The organism is Parabacteroides vesiculifaciens, from assembly GCF_049860805.1.
Classification (GTDB): Bacteria; Bacteroidota; Bacteroidia; order Bacteroidales; family Tannerellaceae; genus Parabacteroides.
Genome location: NZ_CP187555.1, coordinates 1,769,606 through 1,787,765, shown reverse-complemented (window position 1 = coordinate 1,787,765; position 18,160 = coordinate 1,769,606). Strand labels below are relative to the sequence as shown.

21 protein-coding genes and 1 pseudogene are annotated in these 18,160 nt (G+C 50.1%); 7 read left to right on the top strand and 15 right to left on the bottom strand.

Features of this window, described 5'->3' with window-relative positions; genetic code table 11:
- The first annotated feature begins 101 nt into the window (after positions 1 to 101).
- The 5 genes and pseudogenes from ACPYIV_RS07315 (at position 102) to ACPYIV_RS07295 (ending at position 4,287) form a co-directional block, all read left to right on the top strand.
- Positions 102 to 1,922 (top strand): reverse transcriptase domain-containing protein, encoded by a 1,821-nt coding sequence (locus ACPYIV_RS07315; RefSeq protein ID WP_425886488.1) that lies wholly within the window; start codon positions 102 to 104, stop codon positions 1,920 to 1,922.
- A 112-nt stretch (positions 1,923 to 2,034) separates the two neighbouring features.
- Positions 2,035 to 2,289: pseudogene (locus ACPYIV_RS07310) on the top strand (tyrosine-type recombinase/integrase); the annotation flags it as partial.
- A 671-nt stretch (positions 2,290 to 2,960) separates the two neighbouring features.
- Complete coding sequence (locus tag ACPYIV_RS07305; RefSeq protein ID WP_054349995.1) at positions 2,961 to 3,494, top strand: antirestriction protein ArdA; 534 nt, start codon at positions 2,961 to 2,963, stop codon at positions 3,492 to 3,494.
- 77 nt (positions 3,495 to 3,571) lie between these two features.
- Positions 3,572 to 3,793, top strand: a complete 222-nt coding sequence (locus ACPYIV_RS07300) for a DUF3873 domain-containing protein (protein WP_176469483.1) — start codon at positions 3,572 to 3,574, stop codon at positions 3,791 to 3,793.
- An 11-nt stretch (positions 3,794 to 3,804) separates the two neighbouring features.
- Positions 3,805 to 4,287, top strand: coding sequence for a DUF7258 domain-containing protein (locus ACPYIV_RS07295; protein ID WP_425886241.1), 483 nt, complete (start codon positions 3,805 to 3,807; stop codon positions 4,285 to 4,287).
- A gap of 172 nt (positions 4,288 to 4,459) precedes the next feature.
- Here the strand turns inward: ACPYIV_RS07295 and ACPYIV_RS07290 are convergent, their stop codons facing one another.
- The 15 genes from ACPYIV_RS07290 to ACPYIV_RS07220 all read right to left on the bottom strand — a co-directional run bounded on the left by ACPYIV_RS07290 (position 4,460) and on the right by ACPYIV_RS07220 (position 15,912).
- Complete coding sequence (locus tag ACPYIV_RS07290) at positions 4,460 to 4,780, bottom strand: hypothetical protein (protein WP_425886240.1); 321 nt, start codon at positions 4,778 to 4,780, stop codon at positions 4,460 to 4,462.
- A 12-nt stretch (positions 4,781 to 4,792) separates the two neighbouring features.
- On the bottom strand, positions 4,793 to 5,251 hold the full coding sequence (locus tag ACPYIV_RS07285; RefSeq protein WP_425886239.1) for a DUF3872 domain-containing protein: 459 nt from the start codon (positions 5,249 to 5,251) through the stop codon (positions 4,793 to 4,795).
- Between the two features lie 13 nt (positions 5,252 to 5,264).
- A complete protein-coding gene (locus ACPYIV_RS07280) occupies positions 5,265 to 5,846 on the bottom strand; it encodes a conjugal transfer protein TraO (RefSeq protein WP_425886238.1) in 582 nt (193 codons plus the stop codon).
- A 2-nt stretch (positions 5,847 to 5,848) separates the two neighbouring features.
- Positions 5,849 to 6,784, bottom strand: a complete 936-nt coding sequence (gene traN / locus ACPYIV_RS07275) for a conjugative transposon protein TraN (protein WP_425886237.1) — start codon at positions 6,782 to 6,784, stop codon at positions 5,849 to 5,851.
- 33 nt (positions 6,785 to 6,817) lie between these two features.
- Entirely contained in the window at positions 6,818 to 8,134 is a 1,317-nt protein-coding gene (gene traM / locus ACPYIV_RS07270; protein WP_425886236.1) for a conjugative transposon protein TraM, read from the bottom strand.
- Positions 8,112 to 8,408: a TraL conjugative transposon family protein gene (locus tag ACPYIV_RS07265; protein ID WP_132140691.1), complete on the bottom strand. Its 297-nt coding sequence runs from the start codon at positions 8,406 to 8,408 to the stop codon at positions 8,112 to 8,114. Before ACPYIV_RS07265 ends, traM begins: the two co-directional genes overlap by 23 nt.
- A gap of 4 nt (positions 8,409 to 8,412) precedes the next feature.
- A complete protein-coding gene (traK, locus tag ACPYIV_RS07260) occupies positions 8,413 to 9,036 on the bottom strand; it encodes a conjugative transposon protein TraK (RefSeq protein WP_005680379.1) in 624 nt (207 codons plus the stop codon).
- A 23-nt stretch (positions 9,037 to 9,059) separates the two neighbouring features.
- Positions 9,060 to 10,055, bottom strand: a complete 996-nt coding sequence (traJ, locus tag ACPYIV_RS07255; RefSeq protein WP_425886235.1) for a conjugative transposon protein TraJ — start codon at positions 10,053 to 10,055, stop codon at positions 9,060 to 9,062.
- Positions 10,056 to 10,074: 19 nt separating this feature from the next.
- Positions 10,075 to 10,701: a DUF4141 domain-containing protein gene (locus ACPYIV_RS07250; RefSeq protein WP_425886234.1), complete on the bottom strand. Its 627-nt coding sequence runs from the start codon at positions 10,699 to 10,701 to the stop codon at positions 10,075 to 10,077.
- A gap of 11 nt (positions 10,702 to 10,712) precedes the next feature.
- Positions 10,713 to 13,226: a TraG family conjugative transposon ATPase gene (locus tag ACPYIV_RS07245; protein WP_425886233.1), complete on the bottom strand. Its 2,514-nt coding sequence runs from the start codon at positions 13,224 to 13,226 to the stop codon at positions 10,713 to 10,715.
- Positions 13,223 to 13,558 (bottom strand): DUF4133 domain-containing protein, encoded by a 336-nt coding sequence (locus ACPYIV_RS07240; RefSeq protein ID WP_425886232.1) that lies wholly within the window; start codon positions 13,556 to 13,558, stop codon positions 13,223 to 13,225. Before ACPYIV_RS07240 ends, ACPYIV_RS07245 begins: the two co-directional genes overlap by 4 nt.
- 10 nt (positions 13,559 to 13,568) lie before the next feature.
- Positions 13,569 to 13,865 carry a DUF4134 domain-containing protein gene (locus ACPYIV_RS07235; RefSeq protein WP_054350016.1) on the bottom strand — a complete coding sequence of 99 codons (297 nt, stop codon included), beginning with the start codon at positions 13,863 to 13,865 and terminating at the stop codon, positions 13,569 to 13,571.
- Positions 13,866 to 14,034: 169 nt separating this feature from the next.
- Positions 14,035 to 14,697: a hypothetical protein gene (locus ACPYIV_RS07230; RefSeq protein WP_425886231.1), complete on the bottom strand. Its 663-nt coding sequence runs from the start codon at positions 14,695 to 14,697 to the stop codon at positions 14,035 to 14,037.
- 2 nt (positions 14,698 to 14,699) lie between these two features.
- Positions 14,700 to 15,128: a DUF3408 domain-containing protein gene (locus ACPYIV_RS07225; protein WP_425886230.1), complete on the bottom strand. Its 429-nt coding sequence runs from the start codon at positions 15,126 to 15,128 to the stop codon at positions 14,700 to 14,702.
- 1 nt (position 15,129) lies between these two features.
- A complete protein-coding gene (locus ACPYIV_RS07220; protein WP_425886229.1) occupies positions 15,130 to 15,912 on the bottom strand; it encodes a ParA family protein in 783 nt (260 codons plus the stop codon).
- Between the two features lie 574 nt (positions 15,913 to 16,486).
- Here ACPYIV_RS07220 and mobA point away from each other — a divergent pair.
- Positions 16,487 to 16,909, top strand: a complete 423-nt coding sequence (mobA, locus tag ACPYIV_RS07215; protein ID WP_425886228.1) for a conjugal transfer protein MobA — start codon at positions 16,487 to 16,489, stop codon at positions 16,907 to 16,909.
- Positions 16,894 to 18,144 (top strand): conjugal transfer protein MobB, encoded by a 1,251-nt coding sequence (gene mobB, locus ACPYIV_RS07210; RefSeq protein ID WP_425886227.1) that lies wholly within the window; start codon positions 16,894 to 16,896, stop codon positions 18,142 to 18,144. Before mobA ends, mobB begins: the two co-directional genes overlap by 16 nt.
- Positions 18,145 to 18,160 lie beyond the last annotated feature (16 nt).

The window sequence follows — 18,160 nt, the reverse complement described above, 5'->3', positions numbered from 1 at the left end:
AAACGGAGCTTCCGTAGTAGTCCGAGCAAGGTAACGCCTTGCACATGGCGAAGGGAAGCAGTTGTCAACTTAATACAAACTAAGGAAAACGTGTGAGACGTATGAGAGATCCACAGCAAGTATTAAACGCTTTATGCGAACATAGCAAAGATTCGGATTACCGATACGAAAGACTCTACCGGATTCTGTTTAATGAGCAGATGTTCTTCATTGCCTATCAGCGTAAATATGCCAATCAAGGTAATATGACGCCCGGCAGCGATGGTAGAACCATCGACCGAATGAGCATTGACCGTATACAGAAAATAGTGGCAAGTCTGAGGGATGAATCTTATAAGCCCCACCCGACACGTCGAGTGTATATTCCTAAAAAGAATGGGAAGAATCGCCCGCTGGGCATTCCATCTTTTGAGGATAAACTTGTGCAAGAGGTAGTGCATATGATTCTGGAAGCCATTTACGAGGGACACTTTGAAGATACCTCGCATGGATTCCGCCCCAATAGAAGTTGCCACACGGCATTAAGAGACATAAAGGTGACATTCAAAGGAACACGATGGTTTATCGAAGGTGACATCAAAGGCTTCTTTGACAATATTGATCATAACATTATGATTGATATCCTCAGAGAGCGCATCTCCGATGAACGGTTCCTGCGATTAATCCGCAAATTCTTAAATGCAGGCTATATGGAGAAATGGACATACAACAACACCTACTCTGGAACACCACAAGGTGGTATCATTAGCCCTATTTTGGCTAACATCTACCTTGACAAGTTCGACAAGTATATAAAGGAGTATGCCGATAACTTCAATAGAGGCAGAGGACGTAGACTAACCCAAGAGTATCAGCGTAACCGGAATCAAAGGAATGTATTACGATGGAAACTAGAAGCAGAAACGGATGAAAACCGCAAGGTTGAACTGAAATCAAAAATTGCCGAAATGCGCAAGAAGATGCTGGATATTCCAGCAACAAGGGACATAGACGATGCGTTCAGAAGATTGAAGTATGTGAGGTATGCCGATGACTTTCTTATAGGAGTGATTGGCAGCAAAGAGGAATGCGAGAAAATCAAGGCTGATATTACGACGTTCATGAGTGATAAACTCAAATTGGAGATGTCGCAGGAAAAGACCTTGATTACGAACGCACAGGAACCTGCAAAATTCCTTGGGTACGAAATCAATGCACGCCGTTCTATGGACCACACACGCACACGGAGTGGACTACAACGACGCCCGTGGCTGGGAACAATTGTGTTGAAAGTCTCTTACGAAACTGTACTTAAGCGTCTTCAATACTATGATGCTGTGCTTATCACACAAGTAAACAGAAAAGAGACACTTAAGCCTTCGTCTCGTAAGTATATGGTAAATAGACAAGACGCAGATATCCTGGCGCAATACAATCTTGAATTGCGGGGATTCTACAACTACTATTCCATTGCGGACAATATCGGCTATTGGGGGTGGAAGTTCAATTACTTCATGAAGTATAGTATGCTCAAAACTCTCGGTCGCAAGCACAAAAGAACCGTCGGACAAATACTTGAAAAGTACAAAGACGGAACGGATGTGATTATCCCTTATAAGGATAGCAAAGGCAATGCGAAACAAAGAGTATGGTATAACGGCGGATTCAGATGCAAACGCTTCACCGACATCTATGAGGATAACCATTACGACAACATACCGAACACCATGTATCTTCCTGCCCCCACACTTGTGGAAAGGCTCAAAGAGAGAAAGTGTGAATTATGCGGTGCAATAGGAGACCTTGTGATGCATCACATACGCAACATCAATCAGCTTAAAGCTGACACCAAGTGGAATGTTGTGATGATTAAACGCCATCGTAAAACTCTCGCAGTCTGTCATGATTGCGATGCATTAATCCATAAAAGCTATGATAAGTAAAGTGATGTTGACAATGGAGAGCCGTATACATGGAGACATGTACGTACGGTTCGGGGGCAGGTTAGCGGAAACTTACCACCGAAAGGTGGAAAAGCGCTGCGGGCCTAGCCTACTGAAAGAGATTGCCGATATTTGCGGTATTAAAAAGAACCTGACATTCCACCTTGCCCGGCACACGTTCGCCACGACCACCACGCTGTCAAAGGGCGTACCCATTGAAACGGTGTCCAAGATGCTGGGACACACAAATATAGAAACTACGCAAATTTACGCCCGCATCACCAACAGCAAGATAGGCAGCGATATGCAGGGGCTTGACAAGAAGTTTGTCGGCATCGAGAAAATTTACAAGGAAGTCGCCATGTGAGTTTTTAGTTACCTATATACTGTTGGTAACAGAACAGGTAACGATTTCGGTAACGAAATTCCACCTAACAAACTATATCCCAATAAAGTACATTCTTTCACCTTGCGGGCAGTCCACTGACTACCCGCATTTTTTATATCCTTTTCCCACTGGCACATTCCCCGAAACGCCAGCCGTGCGTGGCATGGCTGACTGTATTTCGTGAAAAGAGCCGTTGGAAACCCGCACAAGCGTACCGCAAGGTAAACTTGCCATACCCTTGCCTTTCCCACCCGCATGGAGTGTTCCCTAAAAGATGAAAGAGAACAGGCACTTTTCCCCAGTTTCCCTATCTGTAAATCTTCCTCTTACGCAGTCCCCCAGCCGGGACAGTCGTTTTAATCATTTCAATAGGCAAAGGTAGTTACGTGTTCTTCACGATTTTGCAAGGTCGAGCCGTTCCGGTTTGGCGAAAAAATCTTCCCTGCCTTGCGAGGTATTTTTTGCCCAAAACTTTGCAAACTCTAAACACTACCCTTTTACGCCTATGTGAAACGAAAACGACCGACCCGACCGGAAGACGCATAAAAAAAAAGTCGGATTTACGGGAAACAGGAAAAAAGTTCAGTGAAACTTCAACTCCCTCACCTCTCGAATCCGCATAAAATTAAAAACTTAAAAATTACAGCAATATGGAAGCAACGACATTATCAGCAGCAAGCGTTTATGTAGGCACTTACGCCAAGTACAACAACGGTTCATTGTCCGGCGCATGGCTCAACCTTTCGGATTATTCGGACAAGGAAGAATTTTACGAAGCCTGCCGGGAACTTCACAAGGACGAGGAAGATGCGGAATATATGTTTCAGGACTGGGAGAACGTGCCGGAGGGCTTAATCGGCGAAAGCTGGATTTCTGAAAATTTCTTTTCCCTGCGTGATGCGGTGGAGGATTTGAGCGACACCGAGCAGGAAGCCTTTTTCGTGTGGTGTAACTATAAAAGCCATGATTTAGGCGAGGAAGATGCGGACGACCTTGTACGTGATTTCCGGGATGAATATCAAGGGGAATATGACGATGAAGAAGATTTCGCCTATGAAATTATAGAAGAATGTTACGACCTGCCGGAGTTCGCAAAGACCTATTTCGATTATGAAAAGTTTGCCCGTGACCTGTTCATGTGCGATTACTGGTTTGATGACGGCTTTGTGTTCCGTGCGGCATAACAACCAATCCGGGCGGGGTGTCAAAGCCCTGCCCGCTAAAAACAACCAAGTTTATAACCATAAAAGAATAAGACATCATGCAGTCACTTAACAAAAACGGGGTAAGCATCACCCAAACACCGGGAGAGGAAAAGTTTGTCAAATGCCGTTTGAGCGCATTTAAGGGACAGACATTTTACCAGTACGATTACCGCTATACCGATATGGAACTTTTCAGCACGGTAGCCAAAACGCTGGACGAGTGCCGCCGTAGGCGTGACGAATGGCTGGCGAAGAAAGAACAGAGTAATAACAAGTAAATTTTAGGGATATGAAAACGACAGAAGTAAACAGGGAACTAATCGGCAGGCGTTGCGAGTGCATTTTTACGGGCTTAATGGTAACGGGCGTTATCGAGGACACGGAAGAAAACGAACACACTAAGGAGGTAAAAGTACGCTTCGACCGCCCGCACCAGTGGGGCGATGATTTATATAATGATGTGTGGGCGTGGGGGCGTAAAATTGACGAGTTCGGCACGTTGCGCCATTTACAACTGCTGGAGGACAAACCGGACTTTCAGACAATGACGGTAGTTTTCGGTGAGCCAATCAGCCAAATAGACCGCAGTATTTTTGAAGATGCGGCGGCGTGGGGTGTCTGTTCCCTGCAAGGCTGGGTAAACAGCTACGAGAGTGTCCGGTTTGTAGCCATAAACGACCATACGGCGGTCATAACGGGCGAATACAACATGGAACAGGTGAAGGTGTGGTTAGAGAAATACACGTCCATAAAGAGCCTTAAAATCAGTTGATAGAGAACGGCGGCTGTTTGCCGCCGTTACTTTCTTCCGTGAGCCTGCCAGCGGGTGAAGAAAGTAACAAAGAAGCCGCTCGTTTCCCTATCATGGAAACAGCCCGCCGATGCTTCCCGGCGGGCTGTCTGCTGGCATTTACGCTTTGCGTATCATTAAACGAATATCACAGCTACAAATCCTCACTGTGAATAAATTTTACACTAAGTATGCACACGGTTTCTTCTTCCTCGATGTCGTATTTCCAAGTCCGCTTATTGACAAGCATTTCCGTGTCGCTGTCAAACCATTCCATAACGGGCATATCTTCTTCTTCGTCCACCCATTTGAAAACCTGATTGGACGGTATTTTCCACAATTTAGCCCTGGCACGTGCGGAAATGCAGTCCTTATCCACGATAATGATGTCACCTACTGCCGGAACTGTATCTGTTTCCAACGTGGTTTCTATATACCACGAGATACCTTTTATATCCAATTCTATTTTTACCATGTCATTTTATTGTTAGGGGGTTATTGTTTCCGTTTCTTCTTCGCTGTTGTCATTATTAAATGATAGTGTAAGTTGCTGCATCTGTCCAAAGCTGTCGATAATATAAATGTCAATCGTCTGCTGGTCGGTCGATGCCGATGTGTAATAGAGCCGGAACGTTTCTTTCTCCAGTGGGTACAGGTCATTGGGCAGGAACACCGTGCCGTTATCCATTTCCAACTTCCCTTTGCCGTCCGGCTGGAAATAGCGTATCTGATAGGTAGTCGGCTGGTAATAGCCGCCACGCACCAGTTGGCAGCGTATTTCGGCGGTTTCCCCGACTTTCAGCCTTTTGGGTACTGGCAGCGTTTCGATGCTGAACGGGTACGCCTGCTGAATACCCAAATTGTCATTACAGGCGGTGACAAGCACAAGGGCGGCCACGATGTAGCAGCCCATGATGATTTTATACATTACATTCTTCATATACATTATTATATAGCGGTCAGTTGATAATGAATTTCAGTCCCAAAGATACCTGCGTGTGGAACTTGCCTATGTCCGAGCCGAACAACGCCCGTTCCCTTGCGTTCAGCAGCAGAGCCACCCGGTCGGTCAGGTAGGCTTCCAGTTCCAGCGTGAGCGCACCGCCGTAAATGAAGCAGTCCTTATCCAGCAAGGTAGAACCGTCCGGCAGCAGTTTTTCGCTTTTGTTGCTCACCTCATACCCGGCGAGTGCCGACAATCCCAATGAAAGGAAAAAGGTCTTGCGCCTGTCCGAAAGGAATTTCAGGTAATAGCCGCCCTCTGCGGTGAACTGTTCTACGGGTATCTGCATATCCTTGTAGTCGTACTTCTTGTGCAGGTATTCCCCGCCAATCACCCAGCGGTTTGCGTTTTTGGTGTAAACGCTGTATGCCGCCCCGATATGGTAGGCGAAATCACTACCAGCGTTCCAATGCACCCCGTCCGTCATGCCCGCCGTCACCTGCAAGCCTTTCATGCCCGGCAGGTATCTTTGTGCGTGTGCCTGAAACGAGGTCAGGCACAGCGCAGAGAGCATCATTATAAAGATGTGTTTCTTCATTCCTATTTGATTTTGAGTTCGTTAATCACTTCCGCGTTCACGATGTTAGCGTTCTCTACCCGGATAACCTGATGCCGCCCGCCGTTTTTCTCGTAGAGTTCCACCAACAGCAGCTTGTCGTCAGGAATGGTAAACTTCGGCAGGGCGTACACCGTGCGGACGGTCGATTTCCCGGCAATTTCTATCACTTCGTTGTAGCTTCTGACTGCATCCAGCACCGTTTCCTGAATAGCCGTGCGCTTCGGCACTTTCTTATCGACTATCTTAAACTTGATGAAATCGGTATCGAAAGGCACGTTGGAGCTGTTCTTCGTCTGCGTGTGTACATAGAGCATCCCGTTATAGGTGTAAATCCCCTTGATTAAGAACTGTATGCCGAAACGCTTGCTACCCAAGTGGCGCACTTTCCGGTCATTGTTCTTGTAGATGCTCTGCATTATCAGTTTCACCAATAGCGGGCTTTCGCCCGCCAGTTCCCGGAAGTAGATGTTCATGCGGGTGTGCGAGCAATCGGACGTATCTTCATTTTCCAAGAAGTCTTTCATTTCGATATTGAGCATTTCCGGCTCACGGGCATACTTGGCGTTGAATGAAAAGAAACTCCCGTCCTCGCAGATAACGGAGAAGTTCGTTTCGCCCGGAAAGCCCTCTGTGGTGGCTTTCACACGTATTACGTTCTCCGCACCGTCCGCCTTGCCCGCTATGATGTGGTTGCTTCCCAAATCGACATAGCGGACGGCGGCGGGGAAGATGATGTGTACCGTTTTGGCAAAGGTCACTTCCACGCCATAGGGCGTTACCATTTGTCGGTAAGGAAGTTTCCGGGTAATGCCCCGGTACAAGTCGTTGCCAGCCGCATACTTCACGGTGTCAGTAGTTTGTGCGTTTGCCGCACACACGCCCAGCAAGAGGGCGAACATTACAAAAATCTGTTTCATCGTTAATTGAAATTTTAGTGGTTGATAAAATGGTTATTGTTGTTTGGCATAAAGCATCACCTTGTACCCGGCTTTCAGCTTCACTTTCACGGTTCGGAACTTCTTGGCAAGATAGCCGGACGTTCCTTGCAGCAAGCCCCTTGTCACGTCCATAGCCACCTGCTGCCCGGCACTTTGGGCAAAGGAAATGCTTGTACCCAGCCCGCTGCCGATATTCGCCATAGCTTCGTTGAACGCTTCCTGTTCCATAGAGGACGGGACGGAAAGCCCCTTTTGCCCGTCCGTGTCGAACACGGCGAGTTCCACCGGGATGATGTTTCCAGCGTATTCAATCGAGGACACCAGTATGTCGAGCCGTTCACCTTGCACTTTTGCCGTTCCCGCCACAATGGTATTCTTCGGCACAACGATGTTCCCCGCCTGCATGGGTTCAAGCAGCCGGAGTTTCACCGCCTGCCCGTCCGTCAGCGTTTGGTCTTGGTGGATGCAGGCGGCTACCGTATTCTTTCCCATAACGTAACCCGTGCCTACCGCCGTGTTGAAGCCGTAGTTGCGGGGCTGGCTGTACGCCCGGATGAAGTCGGCATCGCTCATGGGCTGCTGCAATCCCGATACGGTTGTTTCCCGGAGAGCCTGTACCGCTACCGCATCCGGTTTGCGTTCAATGCCGCCAGTTACGGGTACTTGCGCCACTTGCCCGCCGTCATTCATATACCTTGCCGCCAGTTCGTAGGACTTTTCCAAGAGTGCCATTTGGTCGTCAGCCGTAGGCGTGGCGTTCTGCTGCTGTTGCAGTCTATCGGTCAGTTCCGCCACCTGCCGCTTCAATTCCTCTTTTTCTTCATCCACCGGGGGCGTTTCGTAGAACGTGCTTAACTGGCGGTTGATGTCCCGGTAGGCGTTTGCCGAAGAAGAAGCACCACCGCCCCGCCGGGGTTGCGCATCTTCTTCCGGCATCAGTTCGATTTCCGCCTGCGGTTCTTCCGTTTCATCGTCCCCCGTGAAACCGAAGTCCTGCAAAGATTGTATCTTGTCCTGCTGCTTGCGGCTTATCATCGCCTGCTCGTATGCCTTTTGCTTGTCGGCTATAATACCGTCCTCTGCGGGCAGGGGTATGTCGGCGTTGAAGCCGCCCACGCTTTCCACATTCACGTCCTCTTTATCGGCGGGTGCGAATATCAGGTACATGCACCCTGCAAAGACGAGGAACATCAGCGGGAAGACTATCATTTTCCTGCGCTGCTGTACCTGCTGCGGGGTAAGTTCCCGCTTGGACTTATCTTCCTTTTTCGGCTTCCCGTCCGCCTGTGGTACGGTCGTGCCGTTCTCATTCTTCTGTACTTCTTCCATATTCCGGTTTGTTTAATGGGTTGATACTGTTGATTGTGTCATTGCCCTGCAATGGCAGTTGTCTGATATGTTCTATTTGCAGGCGTTGCCCGTCCCGTTTCCCGATGTTGTAGATTGATGAAACGGTGATATAGATAGACAAGCCACTAAAAAAGAAGAACATCACGAGGATGACCGCCAGCCTTTTGCCCGGCGTAATCCGTCCGCACATACGGCGCAGGCGGTCGTCCGCCCAGTCTTGTACTTTTCCGATATAACTCTGTTTCCTTTCCATACGGCTATCTTTTGACGGTTTGTAAATCCTTGTTTTCGGTAATGGTGAACGCTTCGATGATGAAGCCGTGCGGGTTGTTGTCGCTGCGTGTGGCGTTGAGCAGGCGGCACGAGGTCACAAGACTTCGCACCGTCAGGCTGCTTTCCCGGACAATCAACTGGCGGGCGTAGGTGTTCACCTTGTAGGGGTACTGGTCGAAGTCGCACTTCACGCTGTCAATCTCCACCGTCTGCGTGACGTTCCCCGAAATCACCCGGTTGTAGTAGCCCTTTTCCGCCAAGTCCTTGTAATAGTTGAAAGCGGTCTTGTCGGCAAGGAACAGCGAGCGTTTGATATTACTTTCGATAGCCCCCTTGTCGGGTGATAAGGTGAAAAACAGTTCGTGGAAACGCCGCACGTGCGATTTGGCTTCCACTGGTCTGTTCTGCGCCATGTCCTGCGAGAGTGCCAGCATCAGGCTTTTGCCGTTGTCGAGGACGTATATCTTCTGCCGCTGCTTCTCGGCGAAGCTGTACGAGTTCCACACGGCAAAGCCCGTCACCAGTGCGCACAGGCAGATGAATACCAGCGCAAAGAGCCGGATTTGCCGGAAACTCGTTTCGATGTTGTTCAATGACTTAAATTCCATATCCTTTAAAAATTTGATGTTGTTTATTTGAGTAGTTTTCCCGATACCTTTCCACCGACTGCGCCAACCGCAGCCCCGGCGACCGACCCGGCTTTCGACACGTTGCGGTTATAGGCGGACATACCGCCAGCCGACACAATCCAGCTTGCCACCGTTGGAATGGTGAAGTAGCCCACGATGCCGATAATCATAAAGATTACATACACGGTGCTGCTCCCGTCAGGAATGAAATTCGGGTCTGAAAGTTCCTGAATATCCTTTTGGAGCATCAGCGTTTGTATGCGAGCCAGCACACTGCTGAACAAGTCAGACACGGGTAACCACAGGTAAATGGAGATATAGCGTGAAATCCACTGGGTCAGTGTGCTTTGGAAACCGTCATAGACGGAAATAGCGAACGCCAGCGGACCCAGTATGCTTAACACGATTAGGAAGAATGTCCGCAGCGTGTCAATAATCAGCCCCGCCGCCTGAAAGAGCATTTCCAGCAACTCCCTGAACCAGTCCCGGACGGACTTCTTGATGTTGTAAGCCGCCCTGTCCATGTACATTCCGGTCATTGTCACCATGTCGGAGGGCGACCAGCCCAGTTCTTCCAGTTGTCTGTCAAATTCCTCGTCCGATGCGAGGTAAGCGGTTTCGGGGCTTCGCATCAGGGCTTCATATTCCAGTCGGTCTTTCTGCGCCCGGTACTCGTTCATGTCGAAGGTCTGCGTTTCCATAAGCTGGTTGCAGCCTTTCACCACTGGCGACAGCACCGTGTTGATAGTCCCCAGCACGAACGTGGGGAAGAACATGATGCACAGCCCCAGCGCAAAGGGGCGGAGTAGCGGGTACACGTCTATGGCTTCGGCACGTGCGAGCGACTGCCACACTTTGGCGGCTACATAGAACAAAGCTCCCAGCCCGGCTATCCCTTTGGCTACCCCCGTCATGTTGCTGCACAAGGGCATCATTTCATCGTACAGCACCCGCAACACTTGGTGCAGGTTGTCAAAATCCACTGCTGCTAATAACATAGGCATACCATATTATATGTTACCAATAGCGTTCATCCGCCGAGCCGTAGAGAGCCAACACCCGGTCGGTGTCGTTCTTCTTCTTCGCCCGCAGGTAGGACACGGATATGTTCTTGCGGGTGTAGTAGTTCACGAGGTTGCGGTAATTGAGCAGGCTTCGATAAGCGTTGTCGATGATTGCTAACCGTTCGGCATCCGTCAGCGACATGCCCGTGATGTTCACCACGTTTTTCAAGTCCTGCAACACGTCCGAGCTTTCCGACATCAGTTTGGCATAGCCGAACGATATTGCGGAAAGTTCGTCAGGCGTGAAATTCGGGTCTGCCAGCATATTTTGGAAATTGCGCACGTAGATTTCGGAGATTTCCACCACCAGTTCAATGGACTTCTTCACCTTGACACCGCCCTTAACCACGTCATGCACCGCTTTGAGCGCATCGTAATATTTTTTACCCTGCTGGAAAATCTTCTGCGCTTCCATAAAGCCGTCCAGCGTGTTCTTGGCTGTGGTGGAAGTTTGCACTATCTGCTTGGTGGTGTTAATGATACCCTGTGCCAAGTTGCCGGGGTCTGACACCACCCACTGGGCGGATGCCTTGCCGATGAAGCAAAGGCACACCGCCATAAAGAGGATTATTTTCTTCATGTTCCTAATTTTTAAGTTGTTGATGATTGGGGATTACGTTTGCTTTCCGCAAGCCGCTTGATAGCCAGTTCAAGGTTGCCGCCCAGTTTGTCGGCAAGGGCGAACAGTTCCATTTTCTCGCTTTCCTCTGTCGTGAACGTGTAGTATTCTTCCAACGAAACTTCGGTAGCGTACACCGCCGACTGCGTACCGCCCAGCGAAAAGAAAACTTCCTTGTACTTCCGTCCGGGGTGGTTCGCCATGTTGATAGACAATATTTGCGAACGCTCCTTGTCGGTCAATCCGAGCAGGTTTTGTATGCTGTCGAACTTGTTCAGATATTTTCTTTGGTCTAACAGGATTTTGCAGTCCGAGTTGTTGATGATACTCTCTTTCACGATAGGGGAAGAAATAATATCCTCTACCTCTTGCGTGACTACAATCGCTTCCCCGAAATACTTTCTGACGGTCTTGTACAAATATTTTATGTAGTCCGCCATATTTGCGCTTGCAATCGCTTTCCACGCTTCCTCTATCAAGATTAACTTTCTTATTCCCTTTAACTTACGCATCTTGTTGATAAAGGCTTCCATGATGATGATAGTCGTTATCGGGAATAAAATCTTGTGGTCTTTGATGTTATCCAATTCAAAGACAATAAAGCGTTTATGCAACAAGTCCAGTTCCTTGTCGGAGTTCAGCAGGTAGTCATATTCACCGCCACGATAGTACGGTTCAAGCACGTTCAGAAAGTTGTCGATGTCAAAATCCTTTTCCCTGACGTTCTTTTCGGCAAGCCGCTGTCGGTAATCATCCCGGACAAACTCGTAGAACGTGTTGAAGCAGGGCGTTACCGAACGGTCATTGCCTATCCGTTCGATATAGGCACTTACCGCATTGGACAACGCCACTTCTTCCGACCTCTTGGGGGCTTCATCGTCCCGCTTCCACAGGGTGAGTATAAGGGTCTTGATACTCTCTTTCTTCTCGATGTCAAATACCCCGTCCTCAACATAGAACGGGTTGAACGCTATCGGGTTTTCGTTTGTGTAGGTGAAATAAATCCCGTCCTCGCCGTGTGTACGGTTGTGGATAAGCTGGGACAACCCAAAGTAGCTGTTACCCGTATCTACCAGCAGCACGTGCGCACCCTGCTCGTAATACTGGCGCACCATGTGGTTGGTGAAGAAAGACTTTCCCGACCCGCTCGGCCCAAGTATGAACTTGTTGCGGTTGGTGGTGATGCCTTTCTTCATGGGCAAATCCGATATGTCGATGTGCAGCGGGCGACCGCTTACCCTGTCCACCATTTTGATACCGAACGGCGAAAGCGAACTCTTGTAGTTCGTTTCTTCCACGAACAGGCAGAGAGCCTGCCCCAAAAATGTGTAGAAACTTTCCTCTGCCGGGAAGTCGGCTTCGTTACCGGGTATGCCCGCCCAGAAGAGCGTGGGCGTATCGACCGTGTTGTGGCGTGGCTTGCACTCCATTAGTGCAAGCTGGCTTCCCACATCGTTGCGTATGCGTTTGAGTTCGTCCCGGTCGTCACTCCATGCCATGACGTTGCAGTGACAGCGTACCGATACAAGCCCCTTGCTGTGGGCTTCGTTCAGGTACTCGTCTATCCACTCCTTGTTCACTTGGTTGGCACGGGAGTAACGGGAGAGCGACTGCATGTTCCGGGCGGTCTGCTCGAAGTTTTTCAGGTTCTCGGCGTGGTCGTCTATGAAGATGTATTGGTTATAGACGTGGTTACACGACAACAGCACGCCCACCGGGGCGGCAAAACTTAACCTGCAATCGCTTCTATCGGTGGACAGCTTTTCAAACCGTGTATCTGTCCCGACCTTGCCGGGCAAATCTTCCACGTCCGAAAGCGTGTGCAGGCACAGTATATCGTCTCCGACACGCATTTCTTCCGGGTACAGTCCGATGTCTTTCAGGCAGGTGGTGTCGGTCTGCGATAGCGAGAAGTATTTCTCGATGATGCCCGCCTTTCCGTCCTGCCCGGTGATTTCCGATGCCGCCAACCGGGTAAGGGTGACAAAACCGCTGTCGTTCATAATTCGTTCAAACTGCCCGACCGCTTCGATGAACTTTGTTGCCGCTTCCTTGTCGGCTATCTCCTGCGGTACAATCCTGCCCCGGCAGAGGGTGGAGAAGTCGCTCTGTCGGCGGCTTCTTTCCCTTGTCGTTTTCGTCAGGAACAGGTAGCAGTAATGGTTCAGAAACGGGCGTTCATTAAAATGCCGTTCAAAACTCCGGGACAGGAAACTAAGTTCGTCCCTTTCGGTGTCGGGCTGGTAGTTCTCCTTGATGAAGAAGTCCTGCTTGTGTACTATGGAGTAGTCGGGCAGCACTTTGATTGCCTTGTACCACGTCGAATGTATGGCTTCGTACTCGGCACTGGTGACGGTGAACAGTTCGGGCAGTTCCACCCTGAAAGCCACCGTGATGTCGGCATCCTTTGAAATGATGCAGCCGTTCTCCACCGCCAAAAGGGGAAACTTCCTCTCCAGCGTGGTAGCCTTTAATGTATTCCTCATGTTCTTTCTTCCTTTCTTCTTTTGTAGTTGAACAGCCGGGGTATCGCCTTTCGGCTGATAATGAAGCGTGGATGTCTTTTGCGGGCGGCAGCTTTCATCAGCCCGTGTGTACCGTATCGGGTATTCAGCCGGAACGTCTGCCACACGAGCAGCAGCGAAGCCGACACGATGAAACCGATACATAGCCACTGGTTCACGCCTGCCATGAACAGGACGATGAACACCACGAAGACGGCAAGCAAGCCGCCTGCAAAAATGAAAAGGTACTGGCTTTTCAGTCCCTTGAACTCCACCGGCTTTCCGATACCCCTGTTTACCGGATATTCAGACATAGCCGCTGTTTTAGAGGAAGAACGACCGCAGGATAGTGGCGGCGACAATCAGGAAGATACACGCCCCGAACCAACTGGCGGCAGTCTTTGAGGTGTCGGGATCGCCGCTTGAAAACTTGTTATATACTTTTACCCCGCCAATCAAGCCGCAGACCGCCCCGATTGCGTACACTAATTTTGTTCCGGGGTCGAAATACCCGGTGATTAGGTTCGTGGCTTCGGTGATGCCCGCCTGCCCGTTGCCCTGTGCGTAGGCACTTACCGCAACGGCAAGGATAGCCGCTGACAAAAAGATTTTCTTTTTCATTGCGAATTGGATTTTAATGCCGGGGTAGCGGGTGGATAGTCCGCCTTTCCCGGCTGATGAATAACTTGAAATTTTAGTGGCTGCGGCACGGATGCCGTCTGTTGGTTTTAGGGTTGCCAATCAACCGTAATCACGCTGTTTCATGTTGTCAGTCTTATACATTATTATATTAAAGGAAGTCGTTCATGTCGAACGCTTCGTGTTCCTTGCTTGTATTGCCAGTTCCGGCAGGGACAGCAGCCGTAGCCAGTTCCGCTTCGTTGCGCCCCAGCAGTTCCGCTACCTTTGTCAGCCCGCCGTTGATGTTCTCCACCACCGCATCGTAGAGGTTCGTCCCCTCGATGCCAGCCAGTGTCCCGGCGGCTTGCCGCTGTTCCGCTTCGGTGGGGTTATCGGCGTTCGCCGTGCGTACCGCTTCGCCCAGTTCGTCAAAGCTCACGCCCGTAGCCCGCCCGGTATCATCGTCACCGTCCATGTACCCGGCTATTTCCTCGTCCTCGTAGTCGGGTTCGTCATTCTCGTAACCGGGCGTTTCTTCCGCTTCGGCTACTGCTTCCGAAATGTTTTTTTCCGGTTGTCTGTCAGCTTGCGGCGCAAAAATAGTATCATTTTCAACCGCTTGCGGGAGCTGTCCCGATTTGTCCTGTGCAGTCCCGATTTGTCCGCCCTTGTAGCGGCTTGCGCCTATCAGCGTGTAGTCGTTTGCCTGACTTTTAGGAACAGTTTTGTCGCTTGTTCCCTTTTCGGAACTTCTGTTGTCCGTGTAGCGATACCACAACCATAGGACGATATAGTACACCAAAAGCCCAGTAAGTATTCCATAGATTGCCATAGTCAGACAGGCTTTTGGAAGTTGCTTTCGTACAGGGTGTTTATCTCGTCTTGGAACTGCTCGAAGTGGCGCAGCAGAATGTTTTCCACATAGCTGCTTACTGTCACCTTGCGCCCGCCTATCACAGTCACGATACGCATCAGCTTCTCGTGGGTCGTGCGGCTCACGTACAAGGGCTGTCGGTCTGCCAGTTCCACTTTCTGAAAGTAAGTTTCCCGGTAGTCACCCGAACCGCCCTTGCGCTTGCGGTTTGTCGTTTTCTCCACCCGCACCGTTTCAGTCTGCCGTCCCTCGTGGGCGGTTTCCGTTTCGCCGCCGGGCTGCGGTGCATCATCCGGCAGGTTCTCCCGCTTGGCGGGTACGCCCTGCGAGATAAGTTCTTTCATGAAATCCTCGTCTATCTTCGGCATCCCGCCGCTTTGCTTTGCCATATCATTGTAATTTGATGTAGTACACTATTTCGGTTATCAGTTCTTCCAAGTTGCTTCCCCTTACCAGCGGGCGGCTGGCGGGAAAGAGCGTGGAGCGGAACACCGCCTTTTTATCCGCCACCAGTTCCTTTTTGTAGCGTTTGGTATCGGGGATAAAGGTTTTCATCAGCGGCAGTTCCAGTTCCTTAATGGTTTTGTCATAGGCGGTGTAAAGGTCTGTTTTCTCCCTACCGTCCACCATGTTCCAAAAGAGGTACAGCCCGGCAAGTCGGCAGGCTTCATTCCTTACCAATAGCTTTTGGATAGCCATTGCGAACGACAGGCTGCTTTCCAGCACCACCTTGTCGGCTGAAATCGGGGTGAAGATGTAGTCCACGCCCGCAAGGGAGTTTATCACGCCCTCGCTGTTCACCGTGCCGGGCAGGTCGAAAAAGACAATATCCGGCACGTGTCCGGCGGCTATATATTCGTCAGCCGTTGCAATCGCCTTTTCGGGCGAACTGCACAGTACCGGGTAGGCTTTCTTCCCCAGCCGGGTAAACTGTTCATACGCCATGCGCTTGTAATCTTCATCCGCCCCGACCTGCTCGGCATCCCGCTTTCGCATCCCGGCAATGGAGTGTTGCGGGTAGTCGCAATCGACCACCGCCACATCGTAGCCTTTGAGATAGTAGAGGTAACTCGCCGCCAGCACGGTAAAGGTTGTTTTGCCGACCCCGCCCTTTTGGGTGGAAAAGGCGACATACAGGGGTGTTTTCTCGTTTTCCATATTGCTTTCGTTCATTATTGGTTGATAGATTTATTTATTGCTTTCAATCAATCCAGCCATATAGCTTTCTTTGTTTCCATATTGCAATCTTGAAAGATTGTTTTATTTCAATCTTGTTTTCCAGCTTTCATTCTTTCTTGAAATATTGAAATCTTGCAATCACGTTTTCTTGAAATCATGCTTTCAATCATTCTTTCCTGATTGGAATATTTCTTTCAATCTTGCTTTCAATCTTGAAATCCGATGCAAAAAAAAGGAGAAAAAACGTCCCCTGAAAACCTTGTCCCGATTTGTCCTGCGCTGTCCTGATTTGTCCACCAACCACCTATTTTACAGCATTATAAATCGCCGTTACTTTGCAGCGGAGTAACGAACCGCTGGGGGGCAGGGGTGTAAAACAGGGCTGGTTAATGGCAGGGCTTACCGTTTCACGCTAACCCCAATCCGTCCGTGACGGATTTCGATTTTCGTCAGAAAATAGCAAGGTGTGTTTTGTAGCATACAAAACCGTTTTCCGTGCCTGAAAACGCCTTGCCCCTTGCGGGGATAAAAATCACTCCGAAGTCGTAATTTTTTAATCCAAAGAAGTATGGAAACAAGAAAACCCAACAAGGGCGGTCGCCCCGCCCTCGCAGACCCGGCGAAGCACCGCCATGTCCTTTACCTGAATGACCGGGAGAACGCCCGCTTCCTCTCGCAGTGGGAGCAGTCGGGCGTTACGAGCAAGTCCCGTTTCATCGCCGCCCGACTATTCGGCGAGCCGTTCCGGGTGGTGAAAGTGGACAAGTCGGCAGTAGAATACTGCACCCGGCTGACCGAATTTTACGCCCAGTTCCGGGCGGTAGCGGTCAATTACAACCAAATTGTAAAGGCGTTGCACAGTAACTTTTCGGAGAAAAAGGCACTGGCTTTTCTCTATAAATTGGAGAAAGCGACCACCGAACTGGCTATGTTGAACCGTCAGGTTATCGACCTGACAAACGAGTGCAAGGAACTATGGTTGCCAAAATAAGTACGGGCGGCAATATGTTCGGCGCACTGGCATACAACCAAAACAAGGTGGATAGCGAGGAAGCAAAGGTGCTTTTCTCCAACAGGATGCTGTTAAGCGAGGACGGGCATTTCAGCATCGGCGAGTGTATGCGCAGCTTTGAAATGCAGATGCCCGTCCAGCTATCCACCAAGAAGCCGATACTGCATATTTCCATAAACCCGCATCCGGAAGACGTGCTGACCGACCAGCAGCTTTCCGACATCGCACAGGAGTATATGCGGAAATTGGGCTATGGCGACCAGCCTTATTTGGTGTACAAGCATACCGACATCGACCGCCACCATATCCACATCGTTGGCTTGCGGGTGGACGAGAACGGCAGACCGCTGAATGACAAGTTCGAGCATCGGCGCAGCAAGCAGATAACCCGTGAACTGGAAAAGAAATACGGACTTCACCCGGCAGAACGAAAGGAACGTACCGAACGCCCGGAACTTAAAAAGGTGGACTACACCGCCGGGGACGTGAAACACCAAATCGGCAATACCGTGAAAGCGGCTTGCTACGGCTACCGCTTCCAGTCATTCGGGGAGTACAAGGCTTTGCTTGCCACCTATAATATATGTACCGAGGAAGTCAAAGGCGAGGTAAACGGCAAACCCTATCAGGGCATTGTCTATTCCGCTACCAATGACAAGGGCGAAAAGGTGGGCAACCCGGTAAAGGCTTCCCGCATCGGCAAGTCGGTGGGCTATGAAGCGGTACAGCGCAGAATGGAGAAATCGGGTGACGCAATCAAGAACGGGAAACTGAAAGAGCGTACCCGGAAGATTGTTGCCGATGCCGTGAGGAATACCCACAGCCGCAAGGAACTGGAACAACAGCTAAAGAAGCAGGGCATTGACGTGGTATTCCGTCAGAACGACAACGGGCGCATCTATGGCGTTACGTTCATCGACCATGACAGCCGGGTGGTGCTGAACGGTTCTCGCTTGGGCAAGGAGTATTCGGCGAACGTGTTCAACGACCTGTATTCCGATGAAAGAAAAACGGATATACGGCAGGAACAATCCACGCATCAGGAACAGCCGGGCTTCACGCCGAAAGCCGACATCGTTTCGGGTATGGCTTCCGTGCCGGGTGCTTTCGGTGGTTTGCTGGGCGGCGGTTCATCCGGTGGTGACGAGCCACAAGATACCGCCCACCAAAAGAAAAAGAAGAAGAAAAAGAAACGTACAAGGCGTATCGACTAACTAAAAAAATATACAA